Below are 12555 nucleotides of genomic sequence, written 5' to 3'. Positions count from 1 at the left end.
AAAACTGAATATTAATTCATTACCGGGGAATGCGACAAAAGGACGAGTCCAAGGCTCAGGACATCCTGCGGGCGGCGCTGGACGAGATCCAGGCGGTCGGGCTCGCCGGGCTGTCGATCGAGGCGGTGGCGCGGCGCGCGGGGGTGGCGACCGGCACCGTCTATATCTATTTCAAGGGGAAGGAGGCCCTTCTGGAGGCGCTGTATCGTCAGGTGAAACTGGCGTTCGCAGACTTTGTCCTGCGTGACGACGGTCGGCCCCTCAAAGCCACGTTCTTCCGGATGAGCAAGGCCTATATGGACTATGTCATTCAACATAATCCAGAAATCGTCTTCGTTCGGCAATTGGCCAACTCGCCCTACATGACCGATGCGTCCCGCGAGGTCTCGGCGCTGGGGGCGCGGCCGGTGACGGCCATGCTGGAGCGGGGCAAGGCCGAACAGTTGCTGAAGGACGTCGACACGGCGTGGATGGTGACGTTCCTGAGCGAGACCCTGAAAGCGATGGCGGACCTGGCGGCCGGCATGCCGAAGGACCAGTACCCGGCGTTTCAGGAGACGGTGGCGACCCTCTGCTGGGATGCGCTGAAGGCCTGACGGGCGAGATCGTATGGGCACATCATGTGTCAAAAGTGATTCTATATTCATTTTAAAGGAAGCGGATATGGGCAAGACCATCTTCATCACCGGCAGTTCCACGGGCCTGGGTCGCGCCACGGCGCTGCTGTTCGCGCAGAAGGGCTGGAAGGTGATCGCCACCATGCGCAATCCGGCGGCCGAGACGGAACTGCCGGGCCGAGGGATCATCGTGATGCCGCTGGACGTGACCGATCCCGCCCAGATCGGCGAGACGGCGAAGGCGGCGCTGGCGCTGGGTCCGGTGGACGTGCTGTTCAACAACGCCGGCTACGGCCTCGCCGGGGCGTTCGAGGGGGCGAGCGACGACCAACTGCGGGATCAGCTCGACACCAACCTGCTCGGCGTGATGCGGGTGACCCAGGCTTTCCTGCCGGCGATGCGCGAGCGGGGGCAGGGGACGATCGTGACCACCACCTCGATCGGGGGGCTGGTCACCTTCCCGTTCAACTCGGTCTACCACGCGACGAAATGGGGCCTCGAAGGGTGGAACGAGAGTCTCGCCTTCGAGCTCGCGCCGTTCGGGATCAAGGTGAAGACCGTCGCCCCCGGCCTGATCCACACCGACTTCGCCGGCCGCTCGATCGTGCGCACCCTGCACCCGGCCTACATGGACGCCATCGGCAAGATGATGGCGACGTTCTCGGACCCCGGCCGCCGCGCGGGCGGTTCCACGGCGGAACAGATCGCCGAGGAGGTCTGGGCGGCGGTCCATGACGAGGGGGACGGCGTCACCCACGTGGCGGGCGACGATGCCCGCGCCCTTTACGCCCGCCGCCTCGCAGATGGGATCGACGCTTTCCGCAAGTCGATAGGGGCGCAGTTCCTGGGCGGATGAGCCCGGCCCCGGGATCTTCGCACGAGGCCCCCGCGTTCGCCGCGCGATGGCCTCGCGCGTGGCGGCTCAGGCCGCGTCCGCCGTCTCGGCGACCGGCTCGGCGGCGGGCAGGCGGATGAGATAGTCGAAGGCCGAGAGCGCGGCCTTCGAGCCTTCGCCCATGGCGATCACGATCTGCTTGTACGGCGTGGTCGTGGCGTCGCCGCCGGCGAAGACCCCGGGCACGGACGTCGCGCCGCGATGGTCGGTCTCGATCTCGCCATGCCGGCTGAGCGTCACCGAGCCCTTGAGCCATTCGGTGTTGGGGACCAGTCCGATCTGGACGAACACGCCTTCCAGGTCGACGCGATGGACCGCGTCGCCGTTGCGGTCCTTGTAGGTGAGGCCGGTGACCCGGGCGCCATCGCCGTGGACTTCGGTGGTCAGCGCCGAGGTGACGATGCGGACGTTGGGCAGGCTGGCCAGCTTGCGTTGCAGCACCGCGTCGGCGCGGAGCTGGCTGTCGTATTCGATCAGGGTCACGTGGGCGACGATGCCCGCCAGGTCGATGGCGGCCTCGACACCCGAGTTGCCGCCGCCGATCACCGCGACGCGCTTGCCCTTGAAGAGGGGGCCGTCGCAGTGGGGGCAGTAGGCAACGCCCTTGTTGCGGTACTCGTCCTCGCCCGGCACGCCCATCTGCCGCCAGCGCGCGCCGGTGGCGAGGATGACGGTGCGCGACTTCAGACTGGCGCCGTTCTCGAGTTCGACCTCGATCAGGCCGCCCGGCACGCCGGCGGGGACCAGCCTGGCGGCGCGTTGGAGGTTCATCACGTCGACGTCGTAGTCCTTGACGTGCTGCTCCAGGCCCGACGCCAGCTTCGGTCCTTCGGTGTGGGGGACCGAGATGAAGTTCTCGATGGACATGGTGTCCAGCACCTGGCCGCCGAACCGCTCGGCGGCGAGGCCCGTGCGGATGCCCTTGCGCGCGGCGTAGATGGCCGCCGCGGCGCCGGCGGGGCCGCCGCCGATCACGAGCACGTCGAAGGCGTCCTTGGCCCTGATCTTCTCGGCCGCGCGCGCCGCGGCGCCGGTGTCGAGCTGAGCCAGGATCTGTTCCACGGTCATGCGGCCCTGGGCGAAGGGCTCGCCGTTCAGCAGGGTGGTGGGCACGGCCATGACCTGGCGCGCTTCGACCTCGTCCTGGAACAGGGCGCCATCGATGGAAACATGGCGGATCCTCGGGTTGACCACGCTCATCAGGTTCAGCGCCTGCACCACGTCGGGGCAGTTCTGGCACGAGAGCGAGAAATAGGTCTCGAAGCGGAAGTCGCCGTCGAGGCTGCGGATCTGCTCGATCACCTCGGGCTCGACCCGCGGCGGGTGGCCGCCCACCTGGAGCAGGGCCAGCACCAGCGAGGTGAACTCGTGGCCCAGGGGGAGGCCGGCGAACGTCACGGCGACGTCCGAACCCTTGCGGCGGATCTCGAAGGCGGGGCGGCGCGCATCGTCGCCGCCGGTCGAGACCGTGACCTTGCCGTCCGAGACCGAGGCGATGTCTTCCAGCAGCGCCAGGAGTTCACGCGACTTCGCGCCCTCGTCGAGGGAGGCGACCAGTTCGACCGGCTCTCTGACGTTCTGCAGGTAGCCCTGCAACTGGGATTTCAGGTTCGCGTCCAACATGACGGCTCCGGGGGCTAGGGGAGGGGGTGCGCGGCGGCCTTGCGCCCCCTCCGTCTCGGCCTTCCAGGCCGATCCACCTCCCCCAGGAAACGGGGGAGGGGCTGGAAACTCTCGCTCCTCTCCCGCCTGCGGGGGAGGTGGATCGCGCGGAACGCGCGAGACGGAGGGGGCGCGAAGGGCCCTTAGATCTTGCCGACGAGGTCCAGCGACGGGGCCAGCGTCTTCTCGCCTTCTTCCCACTTCGCCGGGCAGACTTCGCCGGGGTGGTTGCGGACGTACTGCGCGGCCTTGACCTTGCGCAGCAGCTCGGCGGCGTTGCGGCCGATGCCCTCGGCGGTGACTTCCGTGAACTGGATCACGCCGTCCGGATCGACCAGGAAGGTGCCGCGGTCAGCCAGGCCCTGGCCTTCACGCATCACGCCGAAGTTGTTGGTGATGTCGCCCGAGGGATCGCCCACCATGAAGTACTTGATCTTGCCGATGGCCGGCGAGGTGTCGGCCCAGGCCTTGTGCGAGAAGTGGGTGTCGGTCGACACCGAATAGACTTCCACGCCCAGCTTCTGGAACTCCGCGTAGGTGTCGGCCAGGTCTTCGAGCTCGGTCGGGCAGACGAAGGTGAAGTCGGCGGGGTAGAAGAAGACGACCGACCACTTGCCCTTCAGGTCGGCGTCGCTGACGGCGACGAACTTGCCTTCCTTGTACGCCTGGGCGGAAAACGGCTTCACCGTGGTGTTGATGAGGGACATGGAGCACTCCTGAATGAGACGCTCCATCTAGGCCCTGATCGGCTATCAGCAAAATTGATTTTTGCAGCGCAGAAGCATTGATATTATCTATGCTGCATCGCAGAACGCGGGTATCTTAATTCCTGCCCCGGCTTGGGGTTCCATGGTGAAGCTCGTTTAGGGACGCAGGTGGGCTGTTTCCCGCCAGGATCGAGTGTTTCGATGGAATGCCGTGGAGACGAGAGGGGCCGGCCGCCTCGTCAGGCGTCCATGAAAGCCGGCATCCAGCCCTCGTGGGCGGCGCGCAGATCATCGAGCTGTATCGCCGCCAGGAGGCCGCCAGCGCCGGTGAACGACACCTCGTCGCCGCCGGCCTGGCCGACCACGAGATAGTCGACACGGGCCTCGGCCGCGGCGGCGTCGAGGTCGTCGAGACGGTCGGCGGACAGGGCGATCAGGTAGCGGGCTTGGTCCTCGCCGAAGAGGGCCGCGTGGTCGGGCAGGCCGGCCTCGACGTCCAGGGCCAGGCCGACGCCCGAGGCGAGGGCCATCTCGACCGCCGCCGCCGCGAGGCCGCCGTCGGACAGGTCGTGGACGGTCGAGGTCACGCCCGAGCGGATCAGGTCGCGCACCAGATCGCCCGTCCGGCGCTCCAGGGCCAGGTCCACCGGCGGCGGCGCGCCGTCCTCGCGGCCCAGGATCTCGCGCAGGTACATCGACGCGCCCAGCTTGCCCTGGGTGGCCCCCACCAGGACCAGCGTCTGGCCGGGTTTCAGTGAGCGGAAGTCGGCGCGCTGCGCGTAGTCGGGGATGAGGCCCACGCCGCCGACCGTGGGCGTGGGCGGAATGGCCGCGCCGTTGGTCTCGTTGTAGAGGCTGACGTTGCCGCTCACGACCGGGAAGTCGAGGGCCGCGCAGGCCTCGGCCATGCCGTCGATGGCGCGCACGATCTGGCCCATGATCTCGGGCCGCTCGGGATTGCCGAAGTTGAGGTTGTCGGTGATGGCGATGGGCGTCGCGCCCACGGCCGTCAGGTTGCGCCAGGCCTCGGCGACGGCCTGCTTTCCGCCCTCGTAGGGATCGTTCTGGACGTAGCGCGGGGTGACGTCCGACGTCATGGCCAGCGCCTTGCGCGTACCGTGGACCCGTACGATCCCGGCGTCGGCGCCGGTGGCCGAGTCCTCCAGGGTGTCGGCCATGACGTGGCGGTCGTACTGCTCCCAGAGCCAGCGCTTCGACGCCATGTCGGGGCACGACATCAGCTTGAGGATCGCCGCCGTCCAGTCGGTTGGCGCCGGCACGGCGGCGGGATCGAGCCGGGGCTGCGGCGCTGGCGCGACCCAGGGGCGGTCGTAGAGCGGGGCGTCGTCGAACAGCGGGGCGAGTGGCACGTCGGCCACCACCTCGCCGTGGTGCTTCAGCACCAGATGGCCGGTGTCGGTGGTCTTGCCGATGACGGCGGCGTCCAGGCCCCACTTCTCGAACACGCGGTGGCCGTCGGCCTCGCGCCCCGGCTTCAGGATCGCCAGCATCCGCTCCTGGCTTTCCGACAGCATCATCTCGTAGGCCGTCATGCCCTCTTCGCGCTGGGGCACGTGGTCGAGGTCGAGTTCGATGCCCACGCCGCCCTTGCCGGCCATCTCGACCGAGGAGGAGGTGAGGCCCGCGGCGCCCATGTCCTGGATGGCGGCGACGGCGCCGGTGGCCATCAGCTCCAGCGTGGCCTCGATCAGCAGCTTCTCGGCGAAGGGGTCGCCGACCTGCACGGTCGGGCGCTTCTCCTCGGCGTCCTCGGTGAATTCGGCCGAGGCCATGGTGGCGCCGTGGATGCCGTCGCGGCCGGTCTTCGAGCCGAAATAGACCACCGAGAGGCCCGCCGCCGGGGCGGCCGAGTAGAAGATCTTGTCGGCGTCGGCCAGGCCCACGCACATGGCGTTGACCAGGATGTTGCCGTCGTAGCCGCGGTGGAAGTTGGTCTCGCCCGCCACGGTGGGCACGCCCACGCAGTTGCCGTAGCCGCCGATGCCGGCGACCACGCCGGAGACCAGTCGCTTCGTCTTCGGATGCGACGGGTCGCCGAAGCGGAGCGCGTTCAGCAGCGCGACGGGCCGCGCGCCCATGGTGAAGACGTCGCGCATGATGCCGCCCACGCCCGTGGCCGCACCCTGGTAGGGCTCGATATAGGACGGGTGGTTGTGGCTCTCCATCTTGAAGATGCAGGCCTGCCCATCCCCGATATCGATGACGCCCGCGTTCTCGCCCGGACCCTGGATCACCTTCTGGCCCTTGGTGGGGAACTTGCCGAGGTGCCTGCGGCTGGACTTGTAGGAGCAGTGCTCGGACCACATCACCGAGAAGACGCCCAGTTCCACGTCGTTGGGCTCGCGGTTCAGCCGGCGGACGATCAGGTCGTACTCGTCGGGCTTCAGGCCGTACTCGGCGGCCTTCTGGGCCAGGGTCTTGGAGGGCTGGGCGCTCATGGCGCGCCTTCTAGCGGGACTCTCCGGAGAGGGCGATAGGGGGAGGGGATCAGACGCCGAACTCGACCCAGAGGGGGTAGTGATCGCTCATCCGCCACGACAGCTGATTGCGGTCCAGGTCGGTCAGCACCGCACCCTGGAAGTCGACGTGGCCCGAGGCCCGGAAGTCCAGCGTCAGGTACGGCCTGCCCCTCACGGTCTCGAACCAGGCGATCTGGTCATAGAAACTCTTGAGGTCGGGCTTTTCCAGCGATGAGAACAGGGTGCGCGGAAAGCGCTCGAGGCCTGGCGCCGGCGTCAGCCCGGTCGAGGTGAAGGCCTGCCAGAGCGGGTCGCCGCGGCGATCGATGTTGAAGTCGCCCATGCAGATGAGGTTCTGGCCGTAGTCGTCCATCCGCTCGGCCCAGTTGCGCAGCCAGCGGGCGATGCCGGCCAGTTCGCCCACCCGGTCGGCCGGCGAACCGCCATAGTTCACGTGCAACGTGACGAGGACGAACGTCTTGTCGCCTCGCAGGAAGCTGACGGCGTAGGGCGTCCGGGCGAACTGCCGCTGGAGCCGGTTCACCGGGATGGCGTGGTTCGGATCTCCGATCTCGGGCACCACCAGTTCGCAGGCCAGGCCCGAAGGGCGCACGCGGCGGGTATCGAACAGGAAGGCCAGCCGTTCGCCGTTCCCGGGATCGCCGAGGGTGACGTCGGTGAGCAGAAAGCCGTACTCGGGACCCAGCCTTTTCAGTACGTGGCGAAGGGCGCGCAGGTTGGCCTTCACTTCCTGCACCGCGATCACGTCGAACCGCGACAGGATCTCGGCGATCAGGACGCCGGCGTGCAGGTCGCGGCGCGGGCTGTCCCCGGCCGCACTGGCCCATTTGGAGGTGAGATCGCCAAACGCACGGATGTTCCAGGTGGCGATGAGCAGGTTGTCGCCGGCGCGGGCGGGAACGTGGGCCAGTCGCGAATCGAGCCGGGCCAGATCGTCCCGCACGACCGGAGGCGGCGCATCGGTGATGTCGGGCATCCGTTCGCTCCCACTCTACCCAGGGAAGCATCCCCCTGCGCAGGGGTTGTGGCAAGCAGACGGCGTCCGGCTGGAGTTCAGCGTGTCTGGCCGCCGTCCACGGGGACGACGGCGCCGGTGACGAAGCTGGCCAGCGGGCTCATGAGGAAGGCCGCCACGGCGCCGATCTCCTCGGGGCGGCCATAGCGGTTGAGCGGCACCTCGCGCTTGATCCAGCGGGCCCAGGCTTCGGACCGGGGACCCGTGGAGTTGGATTCCCACGTCCCGCCGGGAAAGATGATGTTGCCGGGCGCGATGGCGTTCACGCGTACGTTGGACGGACCGCTGATACGGGCCAGTTCCTTGGTCAGGTGGTTTATCGCCGCCTTCGCCGTGCCGTAGGTCAACGGCGTACCGAGCGCGCCCAGGCCGGCGATGGACGAAATCAGCAGCACCGAGCCGTCGCCTCGCGGAGTCATCCGGCGCAGCACCGCGCGCGACAGGCGCCAGGCCGAGTCGAGGTTCTGCGTGAATCCGGCGTCCCAGGTGGAGTCGTCCACCTCGATTCCCGGCGGGCAGGGATGGAGCCCGACATTGGCCACCGCACCGAAGATCGGGCCGAAGGACTCCTCGGTCCGGGCCACGGCGGCGTCGATGACGGCCGTGTCGCGCATATCGCCCGAGATGGCCAGCAGCCGGTCGGCGCCGTAGGCCTCGGCGAGGCGGGCGCGCTGTTCCTCCAGCGCCTCGGCGCCGCGGGCGGTCATGACCACCTTCGCGCCCTCGGCGAGGCAGGCCTCCACGATCCCCATGCCGATGCCGCGGCTGGCCCCGGCCACGAAGATCACCTTGCCGTCGAGTTGCAGATGCATGTCACCCCCAGAGGCCGCGCGGCGGCGGCGTTCGATTCGCGGTCGGAGAACGTCATGCTCCCGCCGGCGCGGATGCGGTCCTCATTCCCGTCCTTCGAGGATCGCCAGGGCCTGCTCCGCAAGGGGCGGGCATCCGTTGACGGCCTCGCGCTCGCTGGCCAGCACGCCGGCCAGGGTGCGTGCATAGACGCCCTGGGAGATCGAGGCGAGGCGGAAGATGGAGAACGCCATCAGGAACGGCCAGTCCTCGATCGTGTCACGTCCGACCCGCTCGCAGTAGCGGGCGACATACTCGGCCTCGGTCGGAATGCCGCTGGTCGCGAAGTCGACGCCGTCCAGGCTGCCCCAGTGCGGCGAATGCGAGCGCCAGATGAAGCCGTTGTAGGCGATGTCGGCCAGCGGATGGCCGATGGTGGACAGTTCCCAGTCCAGCACCGCGATGATCCGGGGCTCGGTGGGATGGTACATCACGTTCTCCAGCCGGTAGTCGCCGTGGGCGATCGATACCGACTGGTCCGCCGGGATGCGGCCGGGCAGTTGCGTGATCAGGGCGTCCATCGCCGGGATGTCCTGGGTGGCGGCGTCCCGGTACTGGCGCGTCCAGCGGGCCACCTGGCGCTCGAAGTAGTTCCCCGGCCGGCCGTAGTCGCCCAGGCCCACGGCCTCGAAATCGACCTTGTGCAGCTTGGCGAGCGTGGCGTTCAGGTCGTCGTAGATCGCCGCACGTTCAGTCGCCGTCATTCCGGGCAGGGCCGCGTCGCGGAAGATCCGGCCCTCGAGGTAGTCCATGACGTAGAAGGCCGTGCCGACGACCTCGGTATCCTCGCAGAGCGCCCGCATCCTCGGCACGGGCACAAGGCCATCCAGCGCCTTCATCACCCTGTACTCGCGGTCCACCTGGTGGGCGCTGGCGAGGAGCTGGCCCGGCGGCTTCTTGCGCAGCACGTAGCGGCGGCCCTCGCCGTTCGTCAGCAGGAAGGTGGGGTTCGACGCCCCGCCCTGGAACTGCTGGACCCTGAGGGTGTCGCCGACTTCGGGGACCGCGGCCTTCAGCCAGGCGTGGAGGCGCGCCTCGTCGAAGCGATGCTTCTCGACGACGTCGCGGACGGGCGGTTCGGTTGCGGGCGGATCGTTGGCGGCGCTCATGATGCTCCATTGCCGCCAAGGAGCCGCCCGCGGTCAACGGGGACCCTGCGTAAGGCTCTGGCCCTACTTCGCCACCATGTCGCGCTGGAGCCAGCGGCACGACAGGATGAAGAAGCCGCCGCCCACGGCGTACAGGGCCGACGTGATGAGCATCGACCGCTGGAGGCTTTGGGGGTGCGCCACCTTGCAGACGGCCTGGAGATCGGCCGGAAGCGGCGCGCGCGCGGCGCCTTCACAGGCCTTTCGCGTCAGCTCCGCCGCGCCCATTCCGGTCGCCTGGAGATGGAACAGGGCGTCGCTGAGCGCCCCGATGAAGAGCGGCCCCAGGCCGTAGCCCAGCAGGTTGACCACGAACAGGAGGATGGCGATCGAGACGGCGCGGACCTGGGCGCTGACCACGCCCTGGCCGATCGTGTACTGGCCCGTCAGGTAGCCGTATTTCGACATGCCGCCGATGCACAGGCCCGCGAGGCAGAACCACAGATTGTGGGTGGTGAAGGCCAGGACGTAGAACGGCACGCTCACGATCATGCCCAGGCCCGGCAGCCAGCCGATCGCCGTGGGATGACGGGGCGTGAGCCGCTGGACCAGCCAGCCCATGGCCACGGTGCCGAACGCCGAGATGACGCCGACCGGCGCGTTGATCATCACCGCGGCGTCCCCGGCCGAGAGGCCGAACGAGCGGTTCAGGAACAGCGACTGGAAGGTGGCGATGCCGTAGCCGCAGAAGGCCGCGATCGTGGCGCCGGCGGTCATGGCCCAGAACGACGGTTTCGAGGCGATCTCGCGCAGGCCGTCGCGGAAGCTGGTCTTGGCCTTTCGGACGGTTCCCGGCGGATCAGTGTAGCCGCGCGGCGGTTCCTTGACCGTCATCTTCAGGACGATGGCGATCAGGACGCCCGGCATGCCGACGATGAAGAACGCCCAGCGCCAGCCGAACGCGTCGGTCACCGGGCCGCCGATGACATTGGCCAGCACGCCGCCCAGCGTGACGCCCATGGCGTAGTAGCCCAGCGCGGCGGCGCGGTTCTGGGGCGGGAAGTAGTCGGCGATCAGGGAATTGGCCGGGGGCGTGCAGCCGGCTTCGCCGATGCCCACGCCGACACGGCAGGCCAGCAGGACCCAGAAGGCGCCGATGGTTACGCCGCCGATGACGATGGGCGCGGCCAGGCCGCACAGCGCGGTCATGAACGACCACAGCGCCACGCAGATGGTCATGATCCACACCCTGTGCCGCGTCTCTGAGACCTGGGCCAGGGGAATGCCGACCACGGTATAGAGCAGCGCGAAGCCGAAGCCGGTCAGGAGACCGAAGGCGGTGTCCGAGATACCCAGCTCGGGCTTCATCTGCGGCGCCACGACCGACAGGAGCTGCCGGTCCACGAAGTTCATGATGTAGATGACGAGAAGGGCGGTCAGGACGTAGCTGCGATAGGCCTTGCTGCCGAAGCCGTGGATGTGGCCTTCGGCGGCTGTGGTCGTGGTCATGCGCTCTTCCCCCCGGTAAGGCGCGGGAACGTACTGAGGCTTCGAGGACGCCGCAACGGGACATCCCGTGCGCTCGGCGGCCGGGAGCCGTACCTCAGCGGACCTGGAAGAGCTGAAGCAGGTAGGCGGGTTGCCGGTTGGCGATCTGCATCGCCATCAGGGCCAGTTGCTGGCGTACCTGAAGGGCCTGGAGGCGCGCCGATTCGCGCGCGAGGTCGGCGTCCACGAGGTTGCCGATCGCCGCTTCCAGCGTGTCCTGCTGCTTGACGACGAACTTCAGGTGGTTGTCCAGCGCCTTGGCGCCGGTCCCCAGCTTGCCGATCGCGCTGTTCACCCTGTCGGTGGCGGTCTTGATGTCGGTGATCCCCGTGGCGCTCAGGCCTCCGAGGAGGTCCGTCGGCAGTCCGGCCAGCAGTCCGCCACTGGTCGACATGTCCATATGGTCGACATCGATGGTGGAGGTGGCCGAGGTGTTGGCCAGCGCCCGGACCCGGTCGGTTCCGCCGGCCGAAAGCAGGTTGGCGCCGTCGAAGCCGGCATTGGCCACGGTGATGTCGATCTGCCTGCGGAGGGCCATGTACTGGTCGTCGAGCGCGGCGCGCGAGGCGTCGCCCAGGGGAAAGTCCGAGGCGGCGACGGCCAGGGCGCGCATCTCGTTCAGCAGGTCCGACACGGTCTCGGCGGCGCTCATCGCCACATCGACGATCGATCGTCCGCGCTGGAGCGAGCCCTTCACCGCATCGAGGCTGCGCAGCTCGCCCCTCTGGTTCTGGGCTATGGCCCAGATGGCGGGATTGTCCTTGGGGCTGTTGATCTTCCGGCCCGTGGTGATGCGCATCTGCACCTGGGCCATCTCGGCGTTGATCGCGTTGAAGGCGGCGACCGCCTGCATGGCGGCGATATTCGTGTTGATGCTGTTCAAGGGCATCACGCGACCCACACTTCACGGAGACGGCTCAGGCCGTGGGACATTCTGCCCTGGGCGCACCGTGCTTCGGCGGGCCTTACCCGGAGGTTACGGCGACCGCCGTCAGGCGCTCGCGAGGGCGCTCTGGAAGAGGATGGCGCCGTCGGCTGAGCCGAGTTCGGGTTCGAAGGCCCGGTCGGGATGGGGCATCAGCCCCAGGACGTTTCCGTTCGCGTTGACGATGCCGGCGATGTCGCGGGCCGAGCCGTTCGGGTTCTCGCGGTAGCGGAAGACCACCTGGCCTTCGCCCTCCAGCCGGTCCAGGGTGGCGTCCTCGGCGAAGAAATTCCCCTCGCCGTTGCCGACCGTCATGGTCACCTCGCGGCGGTCGGAATAGCCGGCGGTGAAGCGGGTCTGGCTGTTGACCACGTCGAGGGCGACGGTCTTGCAGACGTACTTCAGCTTCTCGTTGCGCAGCAGGGCGCCGGGGAGCAGGCCCATCTCGCACAGGATCTGGAAGCCGTTGCAGATGCCGACCGTGGCGACGCCGCGGTCGGCGGCCGCCTTCACCTCGGCCATGACAGGCGACAGCGCCGCCATCGCCCCGCAACGCAGGTAGTCGCCGTACGAGAAGCCCCCCGGGAGGACGATGAGGTCCAGGCCGGCGGGCAGGGCGGTGTCCCTGTGCCAGACCATGTCGACCGATGCGCCGGTGGACCGCTCGATGGCGACCTTGCAGTCGCGGTCGCAGTTGGAGCCGGGGAAGACGATGACGGCGGCTTTCATGGCGCGGCCCCTAGCACTG

The 12555-nt window shown here is 68.4% G+C and carries 11 protein-coding genes; 2 read left to right on the top strand and 9 right to left on the bottom strand.

Features of this window, described 5'->3' with window-relative positions:
- Positions 1 to 29 precede the first annotated feature (29 nt).
- Together WG212_RS18740 and WG212_RS18735 are read left to right on the top strand one after the other, a co-directional pair.
- A complete protein-coding gene (locus WG212_RS18740; RefSeq protein WP_337188638.1) occupies positions 30 to 596 on the top strand; it encodes a helix-turn-helix domain-containing protein in 567 nt (188 codons plus the stop codon).
- Between the two features lie 67 nt (positions 597 to 663).
- Positions 664 to 1473: an SDR family oxidoreductase gene (locus tag WG212_RS18735; protein WP_337188637.1), complete on the top strand. Its 810-nt coding sequence runs from the start codon at positions 664 to 666 to the stop codon at positions 1471 to 1473.
- A gap of 66 nt (positions 1474 to 1539) precedes the next feature.
- Here WG212_RS18735 and ahpF read toward each other — a convergent pair whose 3' ends face one another.
- The 9 genes from ahpF to purQ form a co-directional block, all read right to left on the bottom strand.
- A complete protein-coding gene (gene ahpF / locus WG212_RS18730; protein WP_337188636.1) occupies positions 1540 to 3135 on the bottom strand; it encodes an alkyl hydroperoxide reductase subunit F in 1596 nt (531 codons plus the stop codon).
- Between the two features lie 182 nt (positions 3136 to 3317).
- The gene (gene ahpC / locus WG212_RS18725) at positions 3318 to 3881 is read right to left on the bottom strand and encodes an alkyl hydroperoxide reductase subunit C (protein ID WP_293376727.1); all 564 of its coding nucleotides are present in this window, start codon (positions 3879 to 3881) and stop codon (positions 3318 to 3320) included.
- Positions 3882 to 4120: 239 nt separating this feature from the next.
- Entirely contained in the window at positions 4121 to 6340 is a 2220-nt protein-coding gene (gene purL, locus WG212_RS18720; RefSeq protein WP_337188635.1) for a phosphoribosylformylglycinamidine synthase subunit PurL, read from the bottom strand.
- A gap of 49 nt (positions 6341 to 6389) precedes the next feature.
- Entirely contained in the window at positions 6390 to 7358 is a 969-nt protein-coding gene (locus WG212_RS18715; protein ID WP_337188634.1) for an endonuclease/exonuclease/phosphatase family protein, read from the bottom strand.
- Positions 7359 to 7435: 77 nt separating this feature from the next.
- Entirely contained in the window at positions 7436 to 8209 is a 774-nt protein-coding gene (locus WG212_RS18710; RefSeq protein ID WP_337188633.1) for an SDR family NAD(P)-dependent oxidoreductase, read from the bottom strand.
- Positions 8210 to 8290: 81 nt separating this feature from the next.
- On the bottom strand, positions 8291 to 9355 hold the full coding sequence (locus tag WG212_RS18705; protein WP_337188632.1) for a phosphotransferase family protein: 1065 nt from the start codon (positions 9353 to 9355) through the stop codon (positions 8291 to 8293).
- A 63-nt stretch (positions 9356 to 9418) separates the two neighbouring features.
- Positions 9419 to 10843: an MFS transporter gene (locus WG212_RS18700; RefSeq protein ID WP_337188631.1), complete on the bottom strand. Its 1425-nt coding sequence runs from the start codon at positions 10841 to 10843 to the stop codon at positions 9419 to 9421.
- A 94-nt stretch (positions 10844 to 10937) separates the two neighbouring features.
- Positions 10938 to 11771: a flagellin gene (locus tag WG212_RS18695; RefSeq protein WP_337188630.1), complete on the bottom strand. Its 834-nt coding sequence runs from the start codon at positions 11769 to 11771 to the stop codon at positions 10938 to 10940.
- A 102-nt stretch (positions 11772 to 11873) separates the two neighbouring features.
- The gene (gene purQ / locus WG212_RS18690) at positions 11874 to 12536 is read right to left on the bottom strand and encodes a phosphoribosylformylglycinamidine synthase subunit PurQ (RefSeq protein WP_337188629.1); all 663 of its coding nucleotides are present in this window, start codon (positions 12534 to 12536) and stop codon (positions 11874 to 11876) included.
- Between the last annotated feature and the right edge of the window lie 19 nt (positions 12537 to 12555).

Source organism: Phenylobacterium sp., assembly GCF_037189685.1.
Classification (GTDB): Bacteria; Pseudomonadota; Alphaproteobacteria; order Caulobacterales; family Caulobacteraceae; genus Phenylobacterium.
Note: the sequence above shows the minus strand (reverse complement) of the source record. Positions and strands in the feature narration are given on the sequence as shown.